This window comes from Terrabacter aerolatus, from assembly GCF_007991735.1.
Lineage (GTDB): Bacteria > Actinomycetota > Actinomycetes > Actinomycetales > Dermatophilaceae > Terrabacter > Terrabacter aerolatus.
This window is the reverse complement of sequence record NZ_BJYX01000001.1, coordinates 296,692-322,585: the sequence shown is the minus strand read 5'-3', so window position 1 is coordinate 322,585 and position 25,894 is coordinate 296,692. Positions and strand designations below refer to the sequence as shown.

General features: G+C 73.0%; 27 protein-coding genes. 18 read left to right on the top strand and 9 right to left on the bottom strand.

What is annotated here, in order from left to right; all coding sequences use genetic code 11:
* Positions 1 to 94 precede the first annotated feature (94 nt).
* Together TAE01_RS01565 and pheA are read left to right on the top strand one after the other, a co-directional pair.
* Positions 95 to 595 carry a DUF4446 family protein gene (locus TAE01_RS01565; RefSeq protein WP_147062671.1) on the top strand — a complete coding sequence of 167 codons (501 nt, stop codon included), beginning with the start codon at positions 95 to 97 and terminating at the stop codon, positions 593 to 595.
* A complete protein-coding gene (pheA, locus tag TAE01_RS01560) occupies positions 592 to 1,539 on the top strand; it encodes a prephenate dehydratase (protein ID WP_281289245.1) in 948 nt (315 codons plus the stop codon). Before TAE01_RS01565 ends, pheA begins: the two co-directional genes overlap by 4 nt.
* Positions 1,540 to 1,563: 24 nt before the next feature.
* Here the strand turns inward: pheA and TAE01_RS01555 are convergent, their stop codons facing one another.
* A complete protein-coding gene (locus TAE01_RS01555) occupies positions 1,564 to 2,379 on the bottom strand; it encodes a peptidoglycan-binding domain-containing protein (protein ID WP_147062669.1) in 816 nt (271 codons plus the stop codon).
* Between the two features lie 460 nt (positions 2,380 to 2,839).
* Here TAE01_RS01555 and TAE01_RS01550 point away from each other — a divergent pair, with 460 nt between their 5' ends.
* The 4 genes from TAE01_RS01550 (at position 2,840) to TAE01_RS01535 (ending at position 8,143) form a co-directional block, all read left to right on the top strand.
* Positions 2,840 to 4,414, top strand: coding sequence for a S8/S53 family peptidase (locus TAE01_RS01550; protein WP_147062667.1), 1,575 nt, complete (start codon positions 2,840 to 2,842; stop codon positions 4,412 to 4,414).
* On the top strand, positions 4,411 to 4,992 hold the full coding sequence (locus tag TAE01_RS01545; RefSeq protein WP_147062665.1) for an RNA polymerase sigma factor: 582 nt from the start codon (positions 4,411 to 4,413) through the stop codon (positions 4,990 to 4,992). The genes TAE01_RS01550 and TAE01_RS01545 overlap by 4 nt, the downstream gene beginning before the upstream one ends.
* Before the next feature lies 1 nt (position 4,993).
* Complete coding sequence (locus TAE01_RS01540) at positions 4,994 to 5,491, top strand: peptidase associated/transthyretin-like domain-containing protein (protein WP_147062663.1); 498 nt, start codon at positions 4,994 to 4,996, stop codon at positions 5,489 to 5,491.
* A 246-nt stretch (positions 5,492 to 5,737) separates the two neighbouring features.
* The gene (locus TAE01_RS01535; RefSeq protein WP_147062662.1) at positions 5,738 to 8,143 is read left to right on the top strand and encodes a CHAT domain-containing protein; all 2,406 of its coding nucleotides are present in this window, start codon (positions 5,738 to 5,740) and stop codon (positions 8,141 to 8,143) included.
* A gap of 292 nt (positions 8,144 to 8,435) precedes the next feature.
* Here the strand turns inward: TAE01_RS01535 and TAE01_RS01530 are convergent, their stop codons facing one another.
* A complete protein-coding gene (locus TAE01_RS01530; protein WP_147062659.1) occupies positions 8,436 to 9,623 on the bottom strand; it encodes a flavin-containing monooxygenase in 1,188 nt (395 codons plus the stop codon).
* A gap of 79 nt (positions 9,624 to 9,702) precedes the next feature.
* Here TAE01_RS01530 and TAE01_RS01525 point away from each other — a divergent pair, with 79 nt between their 5' ends.
* Positions 9,703 to 10,566, top strand: a complete 864-nt coding sequence (locus TAE01_RS01525) for a methyltransferase domain-containing protein (protein WP_147062658.1) — start codon at positions 9,703 to 9,705, stop codon at positions 10,564 to 10,566.
* A 15-nt stretch (positions 10,567 to 10,581) separates the two neighbouring features.
* On the opposite strand, the gene TAE01_RS01520 is transcribed toward TAE01_RS01525, so the two are convergent.
* The gene (locus TAE01_RS01520; protein ID WP_147062656.1) at positions 10,582 to 11,247 is read right to left on the bottom strand and encodes a DUF2461 domain-containing protein; all 666 of its coding nucleotides are present in this window, start codon (positions 11,245 to 11,247) and stop codon (positions 10,582 to 10,584) included.
* Between the two features lie 113 nt (positions 11,248 to 11,360).
* Between TAE01_RS01520 and efeU the strand changes: the two genes are divergently transcribed.
* The 3 genes from efeU to efeB are packed head-to-tail and all read left to right on the top strand — an operon-like array spanning position 11,361 to position 14,725.
* On the top strand, positions 11,361 to 12,224 hold the full coding sequence (gene efeU, locus TAE01_RS01515) for an iron uptake transporter permease EfeU (RefSeq protein ID WP_147062654.1): 864 nt from the start codon (positions 11,361 to 11,363) through the stop codon (positions 12,222 to 12,224).
* 51 nt (positions 12,225 to 12,275) lie between these two features.
* Complete coding sequence (gene efeO / locus TAE01_RS01510) at positions 12,276 to 13,433, top strand: iron uptake system protein EfeO (RefSeq protein WP_147062652.1); 1,158 nt, start codon at positions 12,276 to 12,278, stop codon at positions 13,431 to 13,433.
* The gene (gene efeB / locus TAE01_RS01505; protein ID WP_147062650.1) at positions 13,430 to 14,725 is read left to right on the top strand and encodes an iron uptake transporter deferrochelatase/peroxidase subunit; all 1,296 of its coding nucleotides are present in this window, start codon (positions 13,430 to 13,432) and stop codon (positions 14,723 to 14,725) included. Before efeO ends, efeB begins: the two co-directional genes overlap by 4 nt.
* Before the next feature lie 15 nt (positions 14,726 to 14,740).
* Here efeB and TAE01_RS01500 read toward each other — a convergent pair whose 3' ends face one another.
* A complete protein-coding gene (locus tag TAE01_RS01500; protein ID WP_147062648.1) occupies positions 14,741 to 15,841 on the bottom strand; it encodes a diacylglycerol/lipid kinase family protein in 1,101 nt (366 codons plus the stop codon).
* An 80-nt stretch (positions 15,842 to 15,921) separates the two neighbouring features.
* Here TAE01_RS01500 and TAE01_RS01495 point away from each other — a divergent pair, with 80 nt between their 5' ends.
* From TAE01_RS01495 to TAE01_RS01485, 3 genes are all read left to right on the top strand, one after another.
* The gene (locus tag TAE01_RS01495) at positions 15,922 to 16,491 is read left to right on the top strand and encodes a DinB family protein (RefSeq protein ID WP_147062646.1); all 570 of its coding nucleotides are present in this window, start codon (positions 15,922 to 15,924) and stop codon (positions 16,489 to 16,491) included.
* A gap of 39 nt (positions 16,492 to 16,530) precedes the next feature.
* The gene (locus TAE01_RS01490) at positions 16,531 to 17,586 is read left to right on the top strand and encodes a Gfo/Idh/MocA family protein (protein ID WP_147062644.1); all 1,056 of its coding nucleotides are present in this window, start codon (positions 16,531 to 16,533) and stop codon (positions 17,584 to 17,586) included.
* Between the two features lie 97 nt (positions 17,587 to 17,683).
* The gene (locus tag TAE01_RS01485; protein WP_147062643.1) at positions 17,684 to 18,187 is read left to right on the top strand and encodes a hypothetical protein; all 504 of its coding nucleotides are present in this window, start codon (positions 17,684 to 17,686) and stop codon (positions 18,185 to 18,187) included.
* Positions 18,188 to 18,223: 36 nt separating this feature from the next.
* Here the strand turns inward: TAE01_RS01485 and TAE01_RS01480 are convergent, their stop codons facing one another.
* Entirely contained in the window at positions 18,224 to 19,189 is a 966-nt protein-coding gene (locus tag TAE01_RS01480; RefSeq protein ID WP_147062641.1) for an ATP-grasp domain-containing protein, read from the bottom strand.
* A gap of 40 nt (positions 19,190 to 19,229) precedes the next feature.
* Complete coding sequence (locus TAE01_RS20430; protein ID WP_186814992.1) at positions 19,230 to 19,406, bottom strand: hypothetical protein; 177 nt, start codon at positions 19,404 to 19,406, stop codon at positions 19,230 to 19,232.
* 218 nt (positions 19,407 to 19,624) lie between these two features.
* Here TAE01_RS20430 and TAE01_RS21035 point away from each other — a divergent pair, with 218 nt between their 5' ends.
* The 3 genes from TAE01_RS21035 to TAE01_RS01470 all read left to right on the top strand — a co-directional run bounded on the left by TAE01_RS21035 (position 19,625) and on the right by TAE01_RS01470 (position 20,454).
* Positions 19,625 to 19,747, top strand: a complete 123-nt coding sequence (locus tag TAE01_RS21035) for a hypothetical protein (protein ID WP_281289244.1) — start codon at positions 19,625 to 19,627, stop codon at positions 19,745 to 19,747.
* Positions 19,744 to 20,133, top strand: coding sequence for a hypothetical protein (locus TAE01_RS01475; protein ID WP_147062639.1), 390 nt, complete (start codon positions 19,744 to 19,746; stop codon positions 20,131 to 20,133). Before TAE01_RS21035 ends, TAE01_RS01475 begins: the two co-directional genes overlap by 4 nt.
* A 66-nt stretch (positions 20,134 to 20,199) precedes the next feature.
* The gene (locus TAE01_RS01470) at positions 20,200 to 20,454 is read left to right on the top strand and encodes a Smr/MutS family protein (protein WP_147062637.1); all 255 of its coding nucleotides are present in this window, start codon (positions 20,200 to 20,202) and stop codon (positions 20,452 to 20,454) included.
* Between the two features lie 127 nt (positions 20,455 to 20,581).
* On the opposite strand, the gene zwf is transcribed toward TAE01_RS01470, so the two are convergent.
* The gene (gene zwf, locus TAE01_RS01465) at positions 20,582 to 22,015 is read right to left on the bottom strand and encodes a glucose-6-phosphate dehydrogenase (protein ID WP_147062635.1); all 1,434 of its coding nucleotides are present in this window, start codon (positions 22,013 to 22,015) and stop codon (positions 20,582 to 20,584) included.
* 297 nt (positions 22,016 to 22,312) lie between these two features.
* On the opposite strand from zwf, the gene TAE01_RS01460 reads away from it, so the two are divergent.
* Complete coding sequence (locus tag TAE01_RS01460) at positions 22,313 to 23,122, top strand: YhjD/YihY/BrkB family envelope integrity protein (RefSeq protein ID WP_186814991.1); 810 nt, start codon at positions 22,313 to 22,315, stop codon at positions 23,120 to 23,122.
* A 27-nt stretch (positions 23,123 to 23,149) separates the two neighbouring features.
* Positions 23,150 to 23,413, top strand: a complete 264-nt coding sequence (locus TAE01_RS01455) for a GlsB/YeaQ/YmgE family stress response membrane protein (protein WP_147062632.1) — start codon at positions 23,150 to 23,152, stop codon at positions 23,411 to 23,413.
* Here TAE01_RS01455 and TAE01_RS01450 read toward each other — a convergent pair.
* Both TAE01_RS01450 and TAE01_RS01445 read right to left on the bottom strand, forming a co-directional pair.
* Positions 23,403 to 24,002, bottom strand: coding sequence for a hypothetical protein (locus TAE01_RS01450; protein ID WP_147062630.1), 600 nt, complete (start codon positions 24,000 to 24,002; stop codon positions 23,403 to 23,405). The genes TAE01_RS01455 and TAE01_RS01450 overlap by 11 nt on opposite strands.
* A gap of 35 nt (positions 24,003 to 24,037) precedes the next feature.
* Positions 24,038 to 25,696 carry an ABC-F family ATP-binding cassette domain-containing protein gene (locus TAE01_RS01445; protein WP_147062628.1) on the bottom strand — a complete coding sequence of 553 codons (1,659 nt, stop codon included), beginning with the start codon at positions 25,694 to 25,696 and terminating at the stop codon, positions 24,038 to 24,040.
* Positions 25,697 to 25,894: the final 198 nt, after the last annotated feature.

The following is a 25,894-nucleotide window of genomic DNA, read 5'->3' as shown; positions in this document are numbered from 1 at the left end:
GGACAGACTACAAACCGGGCCTGTACCCCGGTGGTGAGGTCACGGGCTGGAATCGTCGGGACGGCCCCGGCGGCCCCGGCTACCCTTGCCGATCGTGGACGCCTCGACGCTGACGACCCTGGCCATCGCGGCCGTCGTCGTCGCGCTGCTCGCCCTGGCCCTCGCCGTCGGCGCCCAGCTCCGGCTCGCCGGCGTGCGCCGCGACTTCGCCGCCCTCGGCGGCGACGGCCAGACCGACATCGCCCGCGTGGCCGCCACCCAGAACCACCGCATCGAGCGGCTCACGGCCGAGCTGACCCGCCTGCGCGAGCACGTCGCGAGCGCCGAGGAGGACGTGCGCCAGAGCCTGCGCAACGTCGCCGTCGTGCGCTACGACGCCTTCGGCGACATGGGCGGTCGCCTGTCCTTCTCGGCCGCCATCGTCGACGACCTCGGCGACGGCATCGTGCTCAGCTCGATCCACGCCCGCGGCGAGTCCCGCACCTATGCCAAGGGCATCGTCGGTGGCCGCTCGAGCATCACCCTGACGCCCGAGGAGCAGCAGGCGCTGGCCTCGGCGACCCGCCTCCCCGACCGCACGGAGGACGCGTCGTGACGCCACCCCGCACGCCCGACCAGCTGCACCGCTTCGGCTACCTCGGTCCCCGTGGCACGTTCACTCAGATGGCGCTCGACGCGTGGGACGCCGCCGAGGGTCGCGAGCACCTGCCGTTCGGGTCGGTCGACGCCGCGCTGTCGGCCCTGCGCGCCGGCGACATCGACGCCGCCATGGTGCCCATCGAGAACTCCGTCGAGGGGGGTGTCTCCGCGACCCTCGACTCGCTGGCGACGGGCGAGCCGCTCGTCGTCATCGGGGAGGTGCTCGTCCCCATCACCTTCGTGCTCTGCGCCCGACCCGGTATGCCGCTCGCGGAGGTGCGCACGGTCGGCACCCACTCGCACGCCTGGGCCCAGGTGCGCGGCTGGATGGGGCGCCACCTCCCGGACGCGGCCTACGTCCCCACGCTGTCGACGGCCGCGAGCGCGGCCGCCCTCGCCCAGCCGGGCGAGGTGATGTTCGACGCCGGCGTGTGCGCACCCGTCGCGGCGAGCAACGAGGGGCTCGAGGTCCTCGCCGAGGACATCGGCGACAACGCGTCGGCGGTGACGCGCTTCGTCCTCGTCGCGCGCCCGGGCACGCTGCCCGAGCCGACCGGCGCCGACAAGACGACCATCGTGCTCTTCCAGCGCGAGGACCACGCGGGTGGCCTGCTCGAGCTGCTCGAGCAGTTCGCGGTGCGCGGCGTCAACATGACCAGGCTCGAGTCGCGACCCACCGGGGCGGCCATGGGCTCGTACTGCTTCTCCATCGACTTCGAGGGCCACGTCCTCGACGCCCGGGTCGGTGAGACCCTCATGGGCCTCCGGCGGGTCTGCGCCGAGGTGCGCTTCCTCGGGTCCTATCCGCGCGCCGACAGGGGCCGGCCGGACACCAGGCCCGGCACGACCGACGCGGACTTCGACCACGCGCGGGCCTGGCTCGAGGACCTGCGGGCCTGAGGCCGACCCGGGGTCGGTCGACGGTCAGCCGATCGTCGCGCCCATCTTGAGCAGGAAGAGCGTGTCCTGGCCGACGACGCCGTCGGCACCGACGCGGTTGGCCTGCTGGAAGCGCTGCACGACCTTCTTCGTCTGCTCGCCGAAGGTGCCGTCGACGGTGAGGGTGCCACCGGCCGCGCGCAGGGCGCGCTGGAGCGTCACGACCTCGGCGCCCTTCGACCCGGACTTGAGAGTCTGGTCGCCGAGCGTGCGCGAGATGAGCAGCACCCACGTGCCGGCGTCGATGCGGCCGGGCTTGGGTGGCGGCCCCTCGAAGCCGGCCTCGACCTTCCGGACGGCAGCGCGGGTCTGGGCGCCGTAGACGCCGTCGACGGCGACCGGCCCGTAGTCCGCGTCGTTGAGGAAGCACTGCAGGGCCCGCACGGCCGGCCCGGTCGCCCCCGGCTGGAGCACGGGGTAGGCGGGCAGCGTCCGCCCGCACGAGCCCGCCACGCTCCCCGGGTCGGTCGGCGCCACCGTCGTCGTGGGCGCGCTGCTCGGGGTGCTCGGGGTGCTCGGCGCGCTGCTGGGCGTGCTCGCGCTCGGGGTCGGCTTCGTCGGGGTCAGCGGGTCGGCGGTCACCGTCGGGAGCGGGCCGGTGGGTTCGGTCGAGCCCACGTCGACCGCACCGTCCGCGGTCGTGGTCGTCGTGCCGACGGTGGGGGACTCGACGGCGGAGGTCGTCCCGGGCGAGGTGGCGGTGCACGCCGAGAGCGTGAGGGCCAGGACGGCGGCCGTTGCCGCAGAGGCGAACCCGGCCCCCCGCCTGCCACCGTTGCGAACGACTGCGCTGACCTGCATCTGTCTCCCCTGAGCTCACGTGGCAGGCCCTGACGTCCGCCACGTCCGTGAAGTATGCGCCGACCCGGGCGAGCGCGCGAGCGCGACGCGCGGCACGGCATACGCCCCGCTTGTACCGCTATGTCACGATCCGCCCTCATGGGCAGGGGGAGGGGGCGCCGGTGCTGCCAGGCCCGACGCCCCACGGACGGGACTGCCCCCTGGAAGTCCCGATCCCCTGCGAGGTCACCGGGCCTGCTGCCCCTCCGCAGCGCCCCGAAGCAGCCCGGTGACCGTTCCCCCTGACCACCCAGAGTGCGGGGGCGAGCGCCTGATACCTGCCCGGGCGAACATTTTCGGAGGAACTTTCCGAAGGCCCCGATGAGGGCCGATGTATCAGGAAACCGAGCACGCGCACTCAGTCGGGTGTAAGGGTCTTTCCAAGACCATCCGCCCTCGGACCAACCAGCAGGAGTCGTCGATGTCAGAGTCGGGTCCCGACGCCCCCCGGGGCGCGAACGGCGACGGTGCGAGCGACGGCTCCCGTCGGCCGGAGCGTCCTCCCGTCCGCGCCCTCGACCCCGCCACGGCGATGCGCCTCACCGACGGCCGCGCACCGCTGCCGGCCCTCTACCTCTCGGACCGTCTCCTCGTGCGCGCCGCCCCGGGAGGCGGGGCCACCCGCGGTCTCGGCGACCTGCGCGCGGCGCTCGCCAAGCTCGAGCTCGACTTCCGGGTGACGCCACGTCCCGACGGCGAGGCGCGCGACCTCCAGGGGGACTCGTGGGGCACGAGCATCACGCTGACGCCGGCTCGGGCGATCGACTCCGTCGACGCGTGGAGGGTGCTCCAGCAGCTGCGCCAGTCCGCCGAGCCGGTGGCCGAGCTGCTGAGCCTCGAGCACGTGCTCCGGCCGGCCGACGGCTACTGGGGCGGGGTCGGCGGCTACTGGGGTGGCGTCGGGGGTTACTGGGGCGGGGTCGGCGGCTACTGGGGTGGGGTCGGAGGATCCGCGCTCGAGGAGTACTCCGTGCCCGGTCGCGGGGGTCGTATGCCGGTGGCCCTGGCCCTGCCCGACCCGCGGCTGCGCGCGAGGCCGGTCGACCGCAGCCCGGTCGTCGTCGTCCCCGACACCGCGATCGCGGGTCACCCGTGGTTCAAGCGCGACTCGGGCGTGCTCCGGATGGTGCTCGAGAACGGCCGTCTCGTGCCGCTGCTGACCGGGCCGGGCGACCCGTCCGCCACCCCGTCCGCCACCCCGCCCATCACGGTGCCAGCGCCGTCCGAGCCCGTCGGGCTGCTCCAGGGGCACGCCACCTTCATCGCCGGTCTGGTCCGCCAGGGCTGCCCGGAGGCGACGATCCTGTCGATCCCGGTCATGGGCGACGACGGCATCGTCGACGAGAGCGTCATGCTCGACGTCCTGCAGGCCCTGCTCGACCGGCACGTGCACGGGCAGGACAACGACGACCCGTCCGAGGTCGTCGACGTGCTGTCCCTCTCGCTCGGCTACTACGCCGAGGACAGCAGCTACACCTCCGGCCCGGTCGCCGACCTGCTCGACCGGTTCGCCGAGCACGGCATCCTCGTCGTGGCGGGCGTCGGCAACGACGGCACCTCCAGCCCGTTCGTGCCGGCCGCGCTCGCCGCGGCACCGCCGCAGCGCGTCACGAAGAAGTCGGTGCCGCCGCTCGCCAGCGTCGGCGCGACCAACCCCGACGGCACGACCGTCGCGCTCTTCTCCAACACCCTGACGGTGGTCAGCGCCGTGCGCTCCGGAGTCTCCGTCGTCAGCACCCTGCCGCTCACCAACGGCATGGGCCAGCCCTCCTCGCAGGTCTCCGCCGACGGCACGGTGCGCTGCACGGTGGACCCCGACGACTACACCGGGGGGTTCGGGGTGTGGAGCGGCACGTCGTTCGCGACCCCGGTCTTCGCCGCCGAGCTCGCGGCCGCCCTCATCGACGAGGGCGGCCTGACCGACGTCTCGGCGCCCGCCATGCGCAAGCGGGGCATCCGCGCGCTGCGCACCTGCATCGGAAGGACGCGGTCATGACCCCGACCCCCACCGCCCCCGACGGACTCGGGACCCTCGCGGGCAAGGCGTTCGCCGCCTACCGGGCGGGGGAGCGCGAGCGGCTCTCGGAGCTCGTCGACCTCGTGACGCCGGTGCTGTGGAGCGCGGCACGGTCCCAGGGCGGGGTGCCCGCCGCGTGCGAGGACGCCATCCAGACGGCCTTCCTCCAGCTCGTCGACCGGGCCGACTCGATCAACGAGCCGGCCGCGGTGCTCGGCTGGCTCGTCGTCGTCGTCAAGCGCGAGGTCTGGCGCCTGGCGCGGGGGGCCCGGCGCGAGTTCGGGGTCGAGGAGGTGCCGGAGGCTCCGGCGCAGCAGCTCGACCCCGAGGCGCAGTCGATCCTCTCCGAGCGCCAGCGCGTGCTGTGGAAGCACGTCTCGACCCTCTCCCCGCGATGCCAGGAGCTCCTCCGGGTCATCGCGTTCGCCGACCGCCCCGACTACGCGGCCATCGCGGAGTCCCTGGGCATGCCCGTCGGCAGCATCGGCCCGACCCGCGGCCGCTGCCTCCAGAAGCTGAGGACCACCCTCGGCAGCGACCCCGGATGGGCGGTCTGACATGACATCGCACACGGACGCCATCGATGCCCGCGACATCGCCAACCTCGCCCACGTGCGCGACCTGTTCGCCCACGCCGACCCCGTGCCGAGCGACCTCGCCGAGCGGATCAAGTTCGCCATCACGGTGCACGCCCTCCACGCCGAGGTCGCCGAGCTCATCGACTCGGCCCTGCTGACGACCCGGGGCGCCGAGGCGGCGGTCGAGCCGACGCCGACCGAGTCCGTGACCTTCACGGCCGCCTCGATGAGCCTCATGGTCTCGTCGGGTCCCATGGACTCCGACGACTCGGAGGACCGCGTGCGCGTCGACGGCTGGGTCACCACGCCCGGCGCCAAGGTCGAGGCGGTGACGAGCGAAGGGAGCAGCTCGGCGATTTCGGATGCGAACGGGCGGTTCGTTCTGGATGATCTACCCCATGGGCCGGTGCACTTCGTCGTGACCGACCCGGGCAACGACGACACGCGGCCGGTCATCACACCGACGATCCAGATCTGACGATCCCGACATTTTGGTGACCGGCCCTCAGCGAGAGGCCGGGCGGGAGCCATCGATCTGCTCGAGAGTGCACGGATCCTGCGCGAGCGCGGCGCCGCCGACAACGTCGCCGGACGCCCGGTCGACGCGGCACGCTCGCTGACGGCCGCACTCGACGAGATCGACCGCGCCGCCGGTGCGGCGCCCTCACGGGACCGTCTCGAGCTGCGCTGCAAGACGCTCATCACGCTCGCCCTCACGGAGTTCATGCTGTCCGGCGTCGAGTCGGCGTCGGCGCGGCTCGCCGAGGCCGAGGACGTCGTCGACGAGCTCGGTGACGACGCGCTCCGGGCCCGTCTGGACTACCAGCGGGCCAACATCCACGGCCGCGTCGGTGACCTCGCCTCGGCCTGGGACGGCATCGAGGGTGCCGTGCGCCGCCTCGACGCCTTCACCGAGCAGGAGCAGTGCTCCGTGCACCTGAGCCGGGGCATGCTCGCCTTCGAGCTGCTGCGTCCGCAGGAGGCGCTCGAGTCGTTCGCCGAGGCCGCGAGGCTCGCGCACGACCTCGGTGGCGCCGAGCAGGAGTTCATGGCCCGTCACAACGAGGGGTATGCCGCCTACCTCCTCGGCGACATCCCGCGCTCGCTCGCCGGCATGGCCCGGGCCGAGGAGCTCGAGTCCGACGTCTTCACCGGCCCTGCGCGTCTCGACCGGGCGCAGGTGCTCCTCGAGGCCGGCCTCGTCAAGGAGGCCGTCGAGGCACTGCACGCGGGGCTCGAGTCCCTCGACGGCGACGGGCACGACCAGATGAGGGCCGAGTTCGAGCTGGCCCTGGCGCGGGCACACCGGCTGCTCGGGCACCTCGACCCCGCCGCGGCGGCCGCGGAGTCGGCCCGGGAGACGTACGGCCGCATCGGTGCCACGGCGTGGGCCGCCAAGGCCAGGCTCGTCGGGCTGCTCGTGGACCTCGACCGGCAGCGACGGACGCGGCGCGGGCGCGACGACCTGCCGGTCTCGGACGTCGTCGGGAGGCTCGTGGGCGTGGGTGACGCGGCGGTGGCGCTCGCGGCCGCCGCGACGGCCGACGAGCTCACCGAGACGGCGACGGAGCTCGGGGACCCGGAACTGGCCGACAGCGCTCGCGTCGTGGCGGCACAGGCGCTGCTGCTCGCCGGTGACGCGGCAGCCGCGAACACGCGCCTGCTCAGCCTCGAGCGGGTGTCGTCGGGTTCGTTGTCCGACGAGCTCGACGCCGCCGTCGTCACGGCGACGACGCTCGTCGCCACGGGTGACGTGGCGCCGGCCAGACGCATCCTCGTCCGGGCCTCGCGCCGGTTGGCGGCAGGGCAGCAGGGCAGCGCCAGCCTCGACCTGCGCACCGCCCGCGCGGTCCACGGTGCCCGCCTCGCCGAGCTCGACCTGGAACTGGCGGTGCCGCGGGGCAGCGCCTCGGTGCTCGAGGCCCTCGAGCGGTGGCGGAGCGCGACGGACCGGCTGCCGTCGCTGGGACGACCCGACGACGAGCAGCTCGCCTCGCTCACCGAGCAGCTGCGCGCGGTGCGCGGTCACCTGCGGGGTGAGAGCGATCCCGCTCAGATCCGTGACCTGCACGACCACGCCTCGCGCCTCGAGCGGCAGATCCGTGACCGCGACTGGGCCCTGAGCCGTGACGGCGGGTCCGGGCGGACCGCCCCCGTCCGGGTGCGCGAGGCGCGGGAGCACCTCGGGCGCGTCGACCGCGACCTCGTCTGGTTCTTCCGACACCGCGGCCGCATCGGAGCGGTCGGCGTCGTCGGCGGTCGGGCTGTCCTGCGTGACCTCATGCCGGCCGACCGCGCGACCGAGCTCGCCCAGCGGGTCCGTGTCGACCTGCGGGCCGCGGCCACCCACCACCTCGGGCCGCTGGCGGGGGCGGTCTGGTCGTCGCTGCGGTCGAGCGCGGCCGAGCTCGACGACGGGCTGCTGCGGCCGTGGCGCTCCGACCGGGGTCTCGTCGTCGTGACCTGCCCGGAGCTCTCGGCGCTGCCGTGGGCGCTGCTGCCGTCGATGGCGGGGCGTCCGTTCACCGTCGCGCTGTCGTTGACGTCGTTCGCACGGCGGGCCGCGTCGAGCGACGAGGGGGCCGGTGTCCCGGACGTGCACGTCAGTGTCGGGCCGTCGGTCCCGCGTGCGTCCAGGGAGGGTCGCACGATCGTCGACACGTGGGGCGCGGGAGCCCGCCTCGCCGAGCCCTCCCGGCGGGAGGAGCTCGTCGGTGCCCTGGCCCGCCCCGGCGTCGTGCACGTCGCGGCCCACGGCACGCACCAGCACGAGTCGCCGCTCTTCTCCTCCCTCGTGCTCCACGACGGCCCGGTCTTCGCGCACGAGCTGCAGCCGACGGGCGTGCGCGCCGACCACGTCGTGCTCTCGGCGTGCGAGGTCGGCCTGGCCTCGGCCCGTCCCGGCCACGAGTCCCTCGGGCTCGCCCTCTCGCTGCTCTCGCTCGGTGCCCGGTCGGTCGTCGCCGCCGTGTCACCGGTGCCCGACGACGTCGCCGCGACGACGATGACGCGCCACCACGAGCTGCTCGTCTCGGGCCTGCCGAGCGACGAGGCACTCGCGCGGGCCGTCGCCGAGACCGACGACGTCGCGGCAGCGTTCCTCAACCTCGGCGGCCAGCACCACCCCTGACCGGGCTTCCGGCACCGGACCCTCCGTCGCCCATCGGAACCTGCTCCCGAAAGCGGAGCAGGTTCCGATAGGGGTGCACCGGGACCGACCTCGCCGCGACTCGGAACCTGCTCCCGAAAGGGGAGCAGCTCCCGATAGGGCCGCACCGGGACCGACCTTGCCGCGACTCGCGAGCTGCTCCCGAAAGGGGAGCAGGTTCCGATTGGGGTGTACCGGGACCGACCTCGCGGCGACTCGGGAGCTGCTCCCGAAAGGGGAGCAGGTCCCGAGCGCCGGGGTGTGGCGCGGGGGCTCAGGCAGCCGTGCGGCGGCGGAGGGCCTTGATCTCGCGGCGCTTGGTCATCGCCATGGAGAGGGCGATCTTGCGGGCATCGATCGACAGCTCGCGGAGCATGCCGGAGATCGGGTTCGTGTAGCCGGTGAACCACAGCCCCTTGGCGCCGCGGGCGGTGCGGCCGCCACGCTCGACGGGCCGACCCTTCTCGTCGAGCACGCCCAGGTGACCGATGAGGGGCTCGAGCCCCTGGCTGTAGCCGGTGGCGAGCACGACGAGGTCGGGTTGCAGGCGGGTGCCGTCCGCGAGGACGACGGTGTCACCGTCGAACTCGCGCAGCGCCACCACCGGCTCGACCGCGCCGGAGCGGATCGCGTCGATGATGCCGACGTCCTGTACCGGGATGGCGTTGTCGCGCTCGACGCGGGTCAGCAGGCCGGTGGACGGTCGGGGGAGGCCCCGCGCCGACAGGTCCGGCGTCTGGATGCGCTCGACGACCGGGGCCACGCGATCGACGAGAGAGGTCGGCAGGTGCCGCACGGCGATGCCGGTGTACTGCGCGGCATACGGGCCCGTGTTGCGGCGCAGGATGTGCGGGACGGTGCGCACCGCGAGGCGAACGCGCGCAGCGCCGTGCTCGACGAGGTCGACCGCGAGCTCCGTCCCGGTGTTGCCCGTGCCGACGACGAGGACGTCCTTGCCGGCGTGGGTCGAGCCGTTGCGGTAGTCGCGCGCCAGGATCACGTCGCCCGAATAGTTCTGCAGGCCGGGCACATCCGGCTCGCGAGGCGTGTGGTTGAAGCCCGTGGCGACCACGGCGTACGGCGCGGTGAGCGTCGTCCCGTCGCTGAGGGTCAGGGTCCACGCGTCGCCGGTGGCGGAGCGGTCGACACGAGCCACCTCGGTGCCGAGGCGCACGTCGAGCCGGTGGTGGGCGGCATACAGCTCGAGGTAGCGCACGACGTCGTCGCGCGAGACCCACCGCCCCATCTCCTTGGGGATCGCGAAGCCGGGCAGTCCGGACAGCTCCCGCGGCGTGTGCAGGTGCAGCCGGTCGTAGTGTCCGCGCCACGACGTGCCGACCCCGGTGCTGCGCTCGAGGACGACGCCGTGCAGGCCGCGGGCCTTGAGGGCGGCTGCGGTGGCCAGCCCGCCGGGGCCGGCACCGATGATGTACGCGTCGACCGGGACGCTGCGCTGGGTCACCGGGACAACGTAGCCGCCCACCCCGGACAGTTCTCGCCAAACCGTGCGGTGACGGGACGCCGGACCGCATGCTGGAGGCGTGACCCCCCAGTCGGTCGCGACGCCCTCCGGGGAGTCGGGAGCCGCTCCCGACATGTTCACCCGGGAGCGGATCGGTGAGGGCGGCGCGGCGCGCGTCGCCACCCTCGTCGCGCTCCTCGACGCGCAGGAGCAGCAACCGGCCGTGCGGCGGCTCCGGACGTGGGCGTTCGAGGCCGTCGCGCCCCAGCCGGGGGAGTCGGTCGTGGACGTCGGGGCGGGGACGGGCACGGAGCTGCGTCGTCTCGCCGACGCCGTCGCCCCCAACGGCCGTGCGGTCGGCATCGAGCCGAACCCGGGCCTGCGCGAGGTGGCCGCGCAGCGCGCAGCCCTGATGGGCTCGACCGGGACCTTCATCGACGGCGACGCGGCCGACCTGCCCTTCGCGGACGGCGCCGTCCACGTGCTGCGCTGCGAGCGCGTCTTCCAGCACCTGCGCGACCCGCAGGCCGCGGCCCACGAGTTCGCGCGCGTCCTCGCGCCGGGCGGTCGGGTCGCGGTCCTCGACAGCGACTGGGGCACCGTCATCAGCCACCCCGGCGACCCGGACGTCGTGCGCCGCTACACCGAAGCCGCCAGGGCCCGCATGCCCAACCCGTTCGCCGCCCGCCACCTGCCGCACCAGCTGAGGACCGCTGGCCTGCTCGTGGACCACGACATCGGCTCGGCCGCGCTGGTCATGCCACCGCGCGCCCTGCTCGGCAGCGGCGTGGTCCACCGGAACGCCGACGCCGCGGTCGAGGACGGTGCGCTGACCCGGGAGGAGGCGGACCGACTGCTCGCCGACGCGATGGCCGCCGCGAGATCAGGAACGGCCTTCTACTCCGTCACGATGTTCGGCGTCGTCGGCCGCAAGCCCGGGTGACCGGACGACCGGGGCTCACCGTCGAGGAGCGACGGTCTCCGCCCCGACGTGCTCCTCGAGCCAGTCGGTGAGTGGCCGAACGGCCCGCCACGTGTCGCGCACGACGGTGAGGGCGCGGCGCGTCGACAGCCACGCCGGAGCGCCGAGGTCGCGGGAGACCATGAGCTCCTTGTGACGCAGCACGGCGATGCGGGGGTGGTCGACGGCATACCCCCGCGGTGCCGTCCTGACCTGCTCGCCCATGAGCTCGAAGTCCTTGCCGCGCAACGTCTCGAGGACGGCCTCGAGCTCCAGGCCGCTCGAGGGCGCGTCTACCGCCGCCCGGAAGCGGGCGGTCTGCGCCGGGCTCACCGCGCGGAAGCCGCCGCCGGCACGCAGCCCGTCCGCGCTGAGCTGGACGTAGTAGCCCAGGACCGTTCCCGATCCGACGAGGGCGCCCTGGTGGGTCTTGTAGGGCGACTTGTCGGCGCTGAACCGGACGTCACGGTTGGGTCGGAAGAGCTTCGCCTCGCCGAACTCGTCCTCGAGGCCGTCGAGCAGGGCGAGCATCGGCTCGCGGACGTCCCGGTCGTAGACGTCCTTGTGGGCGAGCCACCAGTCGCGCGAGTTCTGGTCCTCGAGCTCGGCGTAGAAGGCCAGGGCCGCGGGTGGGAAGCCGGAGAAGGCGGCTGGTGCGCTCATGTGTCGACTCTGACACCCCGACGGACTTGTTAGGCAAGCCTTGCCTGTGCTTTCCTGAATTCAGTCACGAGGGTGTGGCGTAATTCCTGTAGTCGACGTGAGAGAAGGCACCCGTGCTCGCGAGCAATGCGCTCATCGGACTCCGAGAGGGGCTCGAGGCCGCCCTCGTCGTCGTCATCCTCGTCGCCTTCCTCGTCAAGACCGACCGCCGGTGGGCGCTGCGGTACGTGTGGGCCGGTGTGGGCGTCGCCGTCGTCCTGTCCGTGGGCCTCGGGGCCCTGCTCACCTACGGCACCCGCCAGCTGACGTTCGAGGCGCAGGAGACCATCGGCGGCACCGCCTCGATCATCGCCGTCGTCTTCGTGACCTTCATGGTCTTCTGGATGAAGTCCGCCTCGCGCACCATCTCCGGCGAGCTCAAGGGCAAGCTCGACCGGGCCCTCGACATGGGGCCCCTCGCCATCGCCCTCGTCGCCTTCCTCGGCATCGGCCGCGAGGGACTCGAGACCGCGATCTTCTTCTACGCCACCACCCAGGCCGCGGGCCAGGGCAACAGCCAACCCCTCATCGGCTGGGTCATCGGCCTCGGCGCGGCGGTCCTGCTCGGCTGGCTCATCTACCGCGGCGCCGTGAAGATCAACCTCGCGAGGTTCTTCCGCTGGACCGGCATCCTGCTCGTGCTCGTCGCGGGCGGCATCCTCGCCTACGGCCTCCACGACCTCCAGGAGGCCGGTGTCCTCCCCGGACTCACGACGCTGGCCTTCGACGTCAGCGCCACGGTCGACCCCGGCAGCTGGTACGCCACGCTGCTCAAGGGCATCTTCAACTTCACGCCGTCCACGACCCTGCTCCAGGCCGTCGCGTGGGTGCTCTACGTCGGTGTCGTCCTCACGCTCTTCCTGCGCCCTGCCCGGCCCGCGCCGCAGTCCCCGGCCGTGACGTCGGCGACCGACACGCGTCCCACCGTCGCCGCCTGACCCGCTCGCCGCCCGACCCTCCTCAGTCGCCGAACCTCCCCAGGAGAACCCGTGCCCCGCCCTGCCCTCCGTGCCGTCGTGCCCGTCGCCCTGTCGCTCGCCGCGGCCCTCGCCCTCGCCGGCTGTGCCGAGGCGCCCGGCGCCTCCGGGGGCTCGACCGGGGCCGGGGCCTCCGGCGCGATCACCGTCGATGCGAACGACACCGCGTGCACGCTGAGCGCCACGACCGCCAAGGCCGGCACGTTGACCTTCCAGGTCACGAACTCGGGCAGCAAGGTCAACGAGTTCTACCTCTACGCCGAGGGCGACCGCATCGTCTCCGAGATCGAGAACATCACGCCCGGCCTCAGCCGTGAGCTCAAGGTCGAGATCTCCGAGCCCGGCACCTTCACGACCTCGTGCAAGCCCGGCATGGTCGGCGACGGCATCCGCGGCACGTTCACCGTGACCGGCACCGCCGCCAAGGGCAGCGCTGACTCCAAGGTCGCCTCGGCGATCGCCGACTACCGGAAGTTCGTCGCCTCCGAGGCAGACGAGTTCGTCGGCGCCACCAAGGAGTTCGTCGCTGCGGTCAAGTCCGGCGACGTCGCCAGGGCGAAGTCGCTCTACGCCCAGGCCCGTCACCCGTGGGAGGCGATCGAGCCGGTCGCCGAGAGCTTCGGCGACCTCGACCCCAGGATCGACGGCCGTGAGGACGTCATCGCCGACGGCATGGCCTTCACCGGCTACCACCGCCTCGAGAAGGACCTCTGGAAGGACGGCCTCCAGAAGGACTCCGGCGCCATCGCCGACCGGCTGCTCGCCGACGTCACCGAGATCGCGGCCAGGAGCAAGACCGTCGAGCCGACCGCCCTGTCCATCGCCAACGGCGCCAAGGCGCTGCTCGACGAGGTCGCGACCGGCAAGATCACCGGCGAGGAGGAGCGCTACTCGCACACCGACCTCTGGGACTTCGACGGCAACCTCGAGGGCTCGCGCCAGGCGCTCGCCGCGCTGCGGCCGGTCATCGCCGAGCGCGACCCGGCCCTGCAGAAGGCCCTCGACGCCCGCTTCACCGAGCTGTCCGCGCTGCTCGCCAAGCACAAGACCGGCGCCGACTACGTGCCCTACACCGCCCTGACCGCCGCCGACATCAAGGAGCTGACCGTCTCGCTCGACGCGCTCTCCGAGCAGGTGTCGAAGGTCCCCGGAGTCGTGGCGGCGAGGTGAGCGACGAGGGCCTCAGCCGGCGACGCCTCCTCGGCGCCTCCGGAACGGCGGCCGTCGCCGGCGTCGTGGCCGGCGCGGTCGGGGGGTATGCCGTGTCGCGCGGTGACGACGACGCCGCGGCAGGTGCCCCGTCGTCCACGGCGGCGGCCGCCCTCGCGCTCGACGCGGCGATCCCGTTCCGCGGCGAGCACCAGGCCGGCATCATCACGCCGGCCCAGGACCGTCTGCACTTCGTCGCGCTCGACGTCGTGACGACGGACCGCGAGCAGCTGCGACAGCTCCTCGAGGACTGGACCCGGGCGGCCGAGCGCATGACGGCCGGGGCCGAGGCTGCTCCGGGCGGCCTGGTCGGCGGGGGCCCGAACCGGGCACCCGAGGACACCGGCGAGGCCTACGGCCTGCCGGCATCGGGCCTGACGATCACGATCGGCTACGGCCCCTCCCTCTTCGACGACCGGTTCGGGCTCGCGTCGAGGCGCCCGGCCGCGCTGCAGGACCTCCCCGCCTTCACCGGTGACCAGCTCGACCCGCGCCGGACCGGCGGCGACCTCTGCATCCAGGCCTGCGCCAACGACCCGCAGGTCGCGGTCCACGCCGTGCGCAACCTCGTGCGGCTCGGCTTCGGCGTCGTCGCGGTCCGTTGGTCGCAGCTCGGCTTCGGCCGCACGTCCTCGACGTCGACGGCGCAGGCCACGCCGCGCAACCTGTTCGGCTTCAAGGACGGCACGGCCAACGTCAAGGCCGAGGAGGCTGCGGGTCTCGCCGAGCACGTGTGGGTGGCACCCGACGACGAGAGCGGCGGTGGGGCCTGGATGGCCGGCGGCTCCTACCTCGTCGCGCGCCGGATCCGCATGCACATCGAGATCTGGGACCGGACGAGCCTGCAGGAGCAGGAGGACGTCATCGGCCGCGACAAGAAGGAGGGCGCGCCCCTGGGGCGGTCCAAGGAGTTCGACCCGCTCGACTTCGCTCGCAAGGGCCCGGACGGGAGGCCCGCGATCCCCGTCGACGCCCACGTGCGGCTCGCCCACGAGAGCAACCTCGGCGGCATCCGCATCCTGCGCCGGGGCTACAACTTCACCGACGGCTCCGACGGGGTCGGCCACCTCGACGCAGGACTCTTCTTCCTCGCCTACATGCGCCACCCCGGTCGGCAGTTCGTCCCGATGCAGCGGGCGCTCGCCAAGGCCGACGGGCTCAACGAGTACATCGAGCACAACGGGTCGGCCGTCTTCGCCTGCCCACCCGGCCTCAAGGACGGGGAGCACTGGGGACAGGCGCTGTTCGCCTGACCATGCAGAGCGCGGCTACTGGCTGACGCGCACCGTGAGGCAGCCGGGGCGCACGGTCGCGCTGACCTCGCTGGCCTCCCCGATGACGTCGCCGTCGATCTGAACGGGCACCGGTCGGTCGGTGCGCACCCGGATCTCCTTGCACACCTTGTGGTCCAGGGTGGGGTGGCCCTTGCGCCGGCGGGTGGCGACCCGGGTCGCCACCGGAACCCAGCCGACGACACCGCGCGGTGACGCGATGACCGTGTCGAGCTGCCCGTCGTCGACGCGGGCGTTCGGCATGAGCACGAGACCACCGAGCAGGCGGCCGCAGTTGCCGATGACGACCATCCTGGCGCGGCGGCGGAACTCGAGCTCGTCGTCGACCTTGACGGCGATGCGGAACTCGGGCGAGACGAGGTGCTTGAGGCCCGAGACCATGTAGGCCGGCCAGCCCACCTTCGCCTTGAGGTTCTCGTTGGTGCCGGCCATGATCTGCGCGTCCATGCCGACGCCGCTCATGACGAGGAAGTAGTGCGTCTCGGAGGCGCCCGACTCGTCGGGGAGCTCGTCCGTCGGGGCGGCGCCGACGACGAGCTCCCCGACGTCGATACGCCGGTTGCGTCCGGTCAGCGCGACCGCGACGGCGGCCTCGAGCGCGACGGGCAGGTCGAGGTTGCGGGCCAGCAGGTTGCCGGTTCCGGCGGGGAGGATCCCGAGGGCGGTCTCGGTGCCCACGAGCGCGCCGGCGACGTTGCGCACCGTGCCGTCGCCGCCCAGGGTGCAGACGATGTCGACGCCGTCGCGGACGGCCTGGGCGGCCTGGCCCTGGCCGGGGTCCTCGACGGTGGTCTCGTAGAAGAGCGGCTCGCCCCAGCCGTTGGCGAGACAGGCGGCCGTGATGCGCTCGCGCGCGGTCGGCAGGTCGGTGAGCTTCGTCGGGTTGATGACGATGCCGGCGCGACGCAGCGGCGCGGGCACCTCGTCACCGGTCCGGAAGTGGTCCCGGGGAGGGCGCGGGCGGCGACGTCGCGTCGCCGCCACCTCCGGCACGACGCGGGTCAGGACCAGGCCACCGATCACCAGCGCCAGCACGACGAGGCCGGCGATGATCCACGGCAAATAGTCCTTGAGCACGAAGACATACGGTATCCCGCGCTCGCCGCAGCCCCGAATTGCCGTCACCGCACGGGTGGTCCCGCCCTAGGCTGGGCCGCATGAGCGAGCCCGTCACCGATCCCCCGACCGATCCCGGGCCGTCGACGCCGGACGGGGCCGACTGGACGTGGGTCCTGCGCCGCCCGTGTCCCGACTGCGGCTTCGACGCCGCCGCCATCGAGCCGTCCGAGGTCCCCACGTTCCTGCGTGACGCCGCGAGGTCGTATGCCGTGTCGCTCGGTCGCGACGACGTGCGCGCCCGCCCGGCCGAGGGGGTCTGGTCGCCGCTGGAGTACGCCTGCCACGTCCGCGACGTCTGCGACGTCATGCGGGGACGCCTCGAGCAGATCCTCGCCGGCAGAGGCTCCGTCGTGCAGTTCGCCAACTGGGACCAGGACGAGACCGCCCGCGAGGCGCAGTACTGGCGCGCGGACCCGGACGTCGTGGCGCGCGAGGTCACGGCGGCGTTCGAGAGAGCGGCGACGGCATACGCCCTCCCTTCGGGTACGCAGTGGGAGTGGCCCGCCCTGCGCAGCAACGGCTCGCAGTTCACGGCCCGCACCCTCGCGCTCTACTTCGTCCACGACGTCCGCCACCACCTGTGGGACCTCGGCGCCGTGACCGCTTGACGCCAGCGACATCCACCTCTACCTCCGGGACGTGACTGCATGACCCTGCCCATCGACGTGCCCCTCCAGCTGCCCGAGCCGCGCACGCCCGACCCCCACGACGCCCCGGCCATCCGGTGGGGCATCCTCGCGCCCGGCGGCATCGCCCACGCGTTCGCCGAGGCCGTGGCCGTCGGCACGTCCTCGTCGGTCGTGGCCGTCGGCTCGCGCAGCCGCGACCGCGCCCAGGACTTCGCCGACGAGTTCGCGATCCCGCGGGCGCACGGCTCCTACGAGGACCTCGTGGCCGACCCCGACGTCGACGCGATCTACGTCGCGTCGCCGCACTCGGAGCACCGCGACCACGCCCTGCTCGCCCTGCGGGCCGGCAAGCCGGTGCTCGTGGAGAAGGCCTTCACCCGCAGCGCCGCCGAGGCGCGTGAGGTCCTCGCGGCTGCCGACGAGCAGGGCCTGCTCGTCGTCGAGGCGATGTGGAGCCGTTTCCTGCCGCACTACGACGTCGTGCGGCACGTCGTCGAGACGGGGCTCATCGGTGAGCTCGTCGCCGTCTTCGCCGACCACGGCCAGCGCCTCTACCCCGGCGGGCCGGCCCGGCTGTCCCAGCCCGAGCTCGCCGGAGGTGCGCTCCTCGACCTCGGCGTCTACCCCGTCTCGTTCGCCGACATGGTGCTCGGCGAGCCGACCTCCGTCTCGGCCCACGGCACGCTGACCGACCTCGGCGTGGACGCGACGACGACCATCACCGTGACCGGCGCCGGGGGCGCGCACGGCGTGCTGTCGTGCACCATGGCCGGCGTCACGCCGTGCAGCGCCGTCGTCGCCGGCACCGAGGCGCGACTCGAGCTGTCCGGCACCTTCTACGCCGGTGGCTCGACGATCCGGCTCATCGACCGCAACAACGAGGTCATCGACGAGCGCGCCGGGGGACTCACCGACGACGTGCGCGGCTTCTCCTACGAGGCGGCCGAGTTCGCCCGGTGCCTCGTCGCCGGCGAGACCGAGTCGCCCCTGCTGCCGCACGCGACGACGCTGCGCGTCATGGAGACCATGGATGCCGTGCGCCGGCAGATCGGGGTCGTCTACCCGGGCGAGTGACCGGTGGCGCCGGGTGTCTTCGGCGGGCATCACCCGGTGGGGCATCACCCCGGCGAGGTGATGCCCCGGCCGCCGCTGAGGGCGAGGATCGAGTGCCATGACGACGACATCGCTGACCGCGCCGCAGGCCGACCTCGTCCGTGAGACCGAGCCCGCCCGGCTCGCGGAGCTGACCGAGGACGAGCTCATCGAGCTGCACCAGAGGGTGCGTCGAGCCCGCAACAAGCACGTCGGCCTCTACCGCCGCCAGGCCAGCGCCCGCGTGCCGGCCAAGGGGGCGCGCGGCGCCGCGCGCCCCGCCAACCGGCTCAACGCCGACCGCGCCGAGGTCTTCGAGCTGGCCCTCGCCCGCGTCAGCGCGCGCCTCGGCGTCGTCGCGCGGGCGGCGGCCACCGAGCTCAAGGCCGAGCGGCTCGCGGCCGCCCGAGAGGTCAAGGCCGGCACGGGCCCCGGGTCCGTCGCATCCTTCGTTGGGTCGGCGTCGGTGCCGTCGGTGCCGTCGGCCCGGCGGCGTGCGACGAAGACCACCGGCGGACTCAAGCGTGACGCGTCGTCGCAGTCGCAGGGCGCGCGGCGCCAGGCCCGGGCCGACGCCCGCTGACGCGAGGACACCCGGGGCGTATGCCGTCGGGCGCGGTCAGGCGGGTACGCGACGGTGCACGCGGGCGAGCTCGTCGACGACGAACTGCGCGAAGGCCTCGCCGAGCGGCATGTCCGACATGCCCTCGACGAAGAGGAACTGCCCCTGGGGGTTGACCTCGAGGAAGACGGGCTCGCCGTCGGGCCGCAGCTTGACGTCGAAGACGCCCATCCGCAGCCCGAGGCGGACGGTCACCCGGCGCAGCCGGTCGGCGAGGCGCTCGTCGATGGCGACGGGCTCGACCTCCATGTCGCCCGCGAGGCGCCAGTCCAGCTCGCCGCTGCGGATGCGGGCCGCGTGGACGGCATCGCCGAAGACCATGACGCGCAGGTGGTCGGTGCCAGGGACCTCCTCCTGGTAGACCGTGGCCGACACCGTGATCTCGTCGTCGTCGCGCAACGACTCCAGCGTCACCCGCCCGGCCTCGAGCGACGTGCCGAGCAGGCCGGTCATCGTCTTGGCGATGACCGTGCCGCCGTGGGCGCGGGCGAAGTCCCGCACCGCGGCCGGATCGGTGCTGACGAGCGTGCGCGGCACGGTCAGGCCGAGGCGTCGGGCCACGCTGAGCTGCAGGATCTTGTTCTGGGCGCGCTCGGTCGCGTACGGGTCGCTGATCCACGTGCCGGTGAAGCCGGCCAGGAGCAGGCCACGCAGACCGGCTCGGTTGTCCTTGACGACGAGCTTGCGCATCTGGGGGTCGGTGACGGCGTCGGGCACCGTCGGTCGTCCGTGGCAGCGACGCCACCAGACGAGGTCGAGGTCGGCGACGTCGAGCACACCGCCGTCCTCGGTGGGCAGGGTCGGTGCCGGCCCTGCGACGTTGGACCAGGTGAGACCCCCGGCGGCCGAGAGGGTGTCGGAGGCCACGACAGCCACCTCGACGCCGTGCACCTCCTGCAGCTGCCTGCGGATGACGCGTGCGTGCAGGTCGCCTGCGAGGGTGATGATCGCGACGGTGCTCATGGTGTTCTCCTGTCTCTGGTGGTCGCCGGGGGTCTCGGGGTCACTCGTCGCAGTCGTCCCAGCCGTCGTCCGAGCCGGAGATCGAGCCACCGGGCCAGCGCATTGCCTCGGCCTCCGGGCCCATGACGGCCTTCTCCCAGGCGTCGAGCTTGGCGGGGTGCTGGTAGCCCTGGTGGCTGCGCGTGAACCGTGCCGCCATGGGTGCGAGGTGCTTCATGGTGCTTCCCTTCGATCGACGGGCCGGACGCGTGTCACCCGGCCCGCACGGTCAGGGGCGCACCGTCACCGGCTGATACCGCGGTCGCGCCCATTTGGTGTCGCGTACTCAGACCGGGCGCCCGACCGGGTGCTGTCGGTGAGGAGCGGGTACGTCACAGGTCCGAGCACCTCCGAGCGTCCGCACGGGCGCCACCGCACCTGCAGCAGGGACCCGGCATGACGGCATACAGCACCATCGTTCGCGCCATCCACCTCACGACGAACGCAGCGTGGTTCGGCGGCTCGCTGGCGGGCGCGGTGGCGCTCGACCCGCCCTCGAGCCCGAGGCGTCGGTCGTGACGCGCGAGTTCGAGTTCGACTTCGAGGACCGCTACCGCCTGCCTGCCCGCCTGTTCGGGATCACACCGGGCACGGCGCGGGTCGCCGTCACCGACGACGAGCTCCTCGTGCGGTTCGGGCCCTGGCGGCTGCGCACGCCGCTCTCCAACGTCGCGGGCACGCAGGAGAGCGGGGACTACGCCTTCCACCGCACGGCCGGCCCGGCCCACCTCTCGCTCGTCGACCGCGGCGTCACGTTCGCGACGAGCTCCCGGCGGGGACTGTGCGTGTCGTTCGTCCAGCCGGTCCGGGCCATCGAGCCGACCGGCCTCCTGCGTCACCCCGGGATGACGGTGACCGTCACCGACCCGGAGGCGCTGGCGCAGGCCATCGCTCCGACGGTCTAGGCGTGGTGGTCGGCGACCTCCTTCTCGGCAGGACCGTGACCGCCCACCCGGTGCGATGATCCAGTCGTGAAGCTCAAGCTGGACCTGCACGACATCTACAACCGGGGCGACGAGATCGAGCGGGCGCTCCGGGCGATCATCGACGAGGCGGTGCAGAAGAAGGCGCCGCTCGTGGAGATCATCCCCGGCAAGGGCTCCGGTCAGCTCAAGAAGCGGGTCCTGCGCTTCCTCGACCGCAAGGACGTCAAGGCCCTCTACCACCGGGTCGAGAAGGACTCCGACAACTTCGGCCGGGTCTTCGTCCACTTCCGGTGGAAGTAGCCGCGACGGGCGCCTCGCGACCGGGGGCACCTCATGCACCAGGGCACCCGCTACAAGGGCTTCACCCGCCAGCGGTCGGTGGACGGGCCGCGCTGACCCGCCTCACGGCATACGCCCCCGGTGACGTTCAGGCACCCATGGCGTTGGGGTCGCGCCAGCGGCGCTCGAACGGCAGTCGCCACGTGAACGGCGCGACGAGCTGGTGGATCTGGTTGGGACCCCACGTGCCGACGTCGTAGGGGCGCACGATCGGCGGGTTGTCGAGGAGCGGCTGGCTGATCTCCCACAGCCGCTCGATGCCCTCGGCCGAGGTGAAGAGGGTGCGGTCGCCGCGGGCCGCGTCGTAGATGAGCCGTTCGTAGGCCTCGAGCACGGCACCGGCCCAGTGCGTCTCCTGCATCGAGAACTGCATGGAGAGCTTGTCGAGCTTCATGCCGGGACCAGGCCGCTTCCCGTAGAACGACAACGACATCCGCGCCTTGTCGGCGAGGTCGAAGGTCAGGTGGTCGGGACCGTTGTCGCCGACGCCGGACCCCGCGGGGAACATCGAGCGCGGCGGCTCCTTGAAGGCGATGGAGATGATGCGGGCGCCCTCGGCGAGCCGCTTGCCGGTGCGCAGGTAGAAGGGGACGCCGGCCCACCGCCAGTTGTCGACGAAGCACTTGAGCGCCACGAACGTCTCGGTCTGGCTCTCGGCCCTGACGCCCGGTTCGTCGCGGTAGCCGACGTACTGGCCGCGCACGACGTCGTGCGGCTCGATGGGCGACATCGACCGGAAGACCTTGTTCTTCTCCTCGCTGATGGCTGCGGGCTCGAGCGCGGTCGGCGGCTCCATCGCGGTGAACGCGAGCACCTGGAAGAGGTGCGTCACGACCATGTCGCGGTAGGCGCCGGTGCTCTCGTAGAAGTCGGCCCGCTGCGCGAGACCGAGGGTCTCGGGCACGTCGATCTGGATGTGGTCGATGTGGTTTCGGTGCCAGATCGGCTCGAACAGCCCGTTGGCGAAGCGGAACGCGAGGATGTTCTGCGCCGCCTCCTTGCCGAGGAAGTGGTCGATGCGGAAGATCTGCTCCTCGTCGAAGACGCCGTGCAGCTCGGCGTTGAGCGCGCGGGCGCTCGCGAGGTCGGTGCCGAAGGGCTTCTCCATGATGATCCGGCTGCGCTCGACGAGCCCGGCCTCGGCGAGCTGGTGCACGACGGCGAGCGCGGCCTTGGGTGGCACCGAGAGGTAGTGCAGCCGCCACGCGTCCGGTCCGAGGATCGCCTCGGACTCGTCGACAGCGGCCCGGATCCCTGGTGGCCCAGCGCTGCCCGGGACCCAGTGGATGCGGTCCGCGAACTCGCGCAGGTCGTCGTCGGTGACGTCGTGGCTCGAGTGCTCGCGGATCGAGGCGAAGACGAGGTCGAGGAACTCGTCGCGGCTCAGCTCGTCGAGCGACGTCGCGACGACCCGCAGGCCCTCGAGCAGCTGCGACTCGTGCAGGTGCAGCATGCCCGGGAGGAGCTTGCGCTTCGCGAGGTCTCCGGTGGCGCCGAAGAGGACGACCGTGGTGGCTGGCATGGCTCCAGCGTGGCGCAGATCGGGCGCCAGCGGGAGGTGTGGTGCCGGTGACGTCGGATCGGCCACCGGCCCGGGCGGCCGTGTGGGAACCTCGGTCATGGCACCCGAGGACCCCACCTCCGGCCGGCTGGCCCGGTTGCGGTCGCGGGGCGAGGAGCGAGCCAACCGGTATGCTGCCCGCTACGCCGAGCTCGCCCGCCGGGTCCCGCTGCTGCGCGTCCCCCTAGAGATGGCGACGCTCTACGTGGCGCGCCAGGGGATGCTGCTGGCCAGCGCGGTCGCCTTCCGTGCCTTCCTGTGGTGGCGCCCCTGGCGCTGCTCACGGCCGGGGTGCTGGCGGGCGTCGGAGCCGCATCGCCGGCAGCGACCCCCGACGTCCTCGCCGCGACCGGCGTGACGGGCACCCTGCGCGACCAGGTCACGGCCGCCCTCGTCGAGTCGCGCGGCTCGTGGTGGGTCGCCGTCCTCGTCGGCCTCGCCCTGACGCTCTGGACGACCCGGACCCTGCTGCGCAACCTCGTCATCCTCAACGCCCACGTGTGGGACGCGCCCGTCCCGCGGCGGTCGCAGCGGCAGGTGCTGCGCGGCACGCTCGTCTTCGGGGCGGCCTGGGTCGCCATCTTCGCCGGCGCGGCCATCGTCTCGGGCCTCGACCGGTTGTTCCCCGGCGCCATCGTGCTGTCCTTCGTCTGCCAGGCGGCGATCTCCGCCGCGGGATGGCTGCTCATCACGGCCCACCTTCCCGACCGGCGCACCACGTGGACCGACCTCGCTCCCGGCGCGACCCTGTTCGGCGTGGGGCTGGCCACGCTGCACGTCGTGAGTCGCGTCTACCTCCCGGCGCGCATCGAGCACTCGCTGGCGCTCTACGGCTCGCTCGGGGTCGCCGGCGCGGTCCTCGTCTGGCTCCTCGTCGCCGGCCAGCTCATCGTCGGCTGCGCGGTGCTCAACCGGGTGATGCTGCGCCACCGCGACCCGACCTTCGACGCCGGGGTCGAGACCGGCCTCGACTCCCGCCTCGACTCCCGCCTCGACTCCCGCCTCGACTCCCGCCTCGACTCCCGGTCCGCGGACGACCCTGGCGATTCCGCCGACACCCGGGACTGAGGTCCCGCAGCGTCCTATGCTCGGCCCATGCTCATCATCGGCATGATCCTCTTCGGCATGCTCGTCGGCGCCGCCGCCCAGCTCATCCTGGGCCGCGAGGGCAAGAGCATCGACTGGACGATGGCGATCGTCGCGGGCCTCGTCGGGTCGTTCGTGGGCGGTCTGCTCGCGAGCCTCCTCGCGGGCGACGGCATCGCGCTGCGCCCCAGCGGCATCGTCGGCTCCATCGTCGGGGCCGTGATCGTCACCGCGGTGTGGCGTTGGAGCCGCACCCGCAGCGTCAGCCGCTGACGCCGACCACGTCGAGGCGGATGGCCTCGAGCGCCTGGCTGAGGGGCTCCGCGCCCACGGCGAGGTTGTAGGGCAGGCAGATTCCCTCGTCCCCGACGACCCCAGGGGCGTAGAGGCGCGAGCGGCGGCCACCCGCGCTCCGGCGCTGCGCGGCCCACGCGTCGACGGTCGACGGGTCGACGAGGATCGTCGCCACGAGGTGGCTCTTGTCCAAGGCGTTGCCCTGGAGGGTGGTGCCGAAGCCCGAGATGACCGACCACGGGACGCACTTGCCCTGAACGTGCACGCCCTCGGCGTCAGCGACCACAGGCGTGTCGGTCGGACGTGCCTGGCCGATGCCGAGGCCGAGGATGAAGAGGCCGACGAGGGCGAAGATCGCGCCCGGTACGGCGCTGCCGTCTGCCGTGCCGGTGCCGGGTGAGACGACGCCCACCGCCATCCCGATGAGCGCGAGGCCGCAGACCAGCAGCATCACCCCCAGTGCGAGGTAGACGCCGACCATGCCCCGGCTGAACTTCACCTCCGTGCGGCCCTCGCGCCGGAAGGTCTCCACGAGACGACGGACCTGGGCTCCCCTGTGTGCACTCACCGGCGTGATTGTGCCGTACGGCGGCTCGCCCCGAGTCAGAGGGCTTCGACCCGGATGCGTCCACGCGCGACCGCCCACCGATGGGTCAGGCGTATGCCGTCGAGCAGGCTCTCGTCGTGGCTGACGACGAGCACCGTCCCCCCGAAGGCCGCCACGGCGGCCTCGAGCTGCTCGATCGCGTCGACATCGAGGTGGTTGGTCGGCTCGTCGAGCACGAGGACGTTGACCTCGCGGCCCTGGAAGAGCGCCATGAGCGTCCGGGTGCGCTCGCCCATCGACAGGCTCCGGGCCGGTCGTGACACGTGCTCCGAGCCGAGGCCGAACTTGGCGAGGAGGGTGCGCACCTCGGCGACCGGCCACTCGCTGCCCGACCCCGGACGGGTGCCGAGCTCGCGCCGCACGACGTCGAGGACCGTCGCGTCGTCGTCGAGCAACTGCCGCCGCTGGTCGATGACACCGACGGCCACCCGCGTGCCCAGGCTCTGGCGACCTGACGCGAGCGGAAGGTCCCCGAGCAGGGCGCCGAGCAGCGTCGTCTTGCCCGAGCCGTTCTCGCCGACGAGGGCGATGCGGTCGCCGCGACCGACGGCGAGGCTGACCGGTCCGAGCCGGAAGCCGTGCCGTTCCACCACGGCGTCGGACAGGGTGGCCACGACGTCGGCGGACGGTCGCCCCTCGGTGATGGCGTAGCGCAGCTGCCACTCCTTGCGTGGCTGCTCCACCGCGTCGAGCCGATCGGCCGCGCGCTCGAGCCGCCCGCCCTTGGCGGCCTGGCGGTCGGCGCGGGCCTTGTACTTCTCCCGGATGTGCTTGTCGGGCTCCTTCCCCAGGGCGACGCTGCGCCGACCCTTCTCGGCCCAGTCGTGGCGCTGCCGGGACTGGGCGAGCAGCGCGTCCCGCGTCGCGGCATACCCCTCGTAGGCCTCCCACGCGTGGGCGCGCGCGAGCTCCCGCTGCGCGACGAAGCTGCTCCAGCCACCGGTGTAGTGGCCGATGCGCTGCTGCTTGACGTCGAGCTCGACGACGCTCGTCGCGACGGCGTCGAGGAAGGCCCGGTCGTGGCTCGCGATGAGGATCGGTCCCTCGTGGGCGGCGACGAAGTCGGCCATGAGGGTGAGACCACGGGCGTCGAGGTCGTTGGTCGGCTCGTCGAGGAGCAGCACGTCGTACTGGCTCAGCAGGACGGCGACGAGGCAGGCCCGGGCGGCCTGCCCGCCCGACAGGGTGCCGAGCGGACGCTCCGGCGCGACGGTCAGGCCCACCCGGGCGGCCACCTCGGGCAGGCGCTCGTCGAGGTCGGCGGCTCCGAGCGCGAGCCAGCGCTCGAGCGCTGCGGCGTAGCGCTCCTCGCTGCCATCGTCACCGGCGGCGATGGCAGCCGATGCCGCCTCGAGCTCGGTGTCGGCGGCCTCGACGCCCGTGCGTCGTCGCGCATACGTCAGCAGGGTCTCCGACGGGTCGGGGACGACCTGCGGGAGCCAGCCGATGGTCGCCTCGCGCGGTGCCAGGCGGATCGAGCCGCCCTCGACGGGCAGCTCGCCCACGACGGTGCGCATCAGCGTCGACTTGCCCGACCCGTTGGGGCCGACGACCGCGGTCACGTCGCCGTCGGTGAGCGTCAGGTCGAGGCCGGAGAAGAGGGTGCGTGCCCCGAAGGCGACGTCGAGTCCGGTGATGGTGAGGGTGGAAGACATGAGAGGTCCTGGATGGTCGGCAGGGCCCCGCTGCTGACGTCGGACGGTCGTCGACAGGTCAGCGCGGGCGGGCTCGAGGCATCAGGAGATCCACACGAGAGAGAAGGTAGGCGGCGCGAACGGCCGGCGTCCACCGCTTTTCCCGGCCGGTATCGGGCCACTCCTCGACCCCGCCCGGGCGGGGTTGTGGTGGCCGCC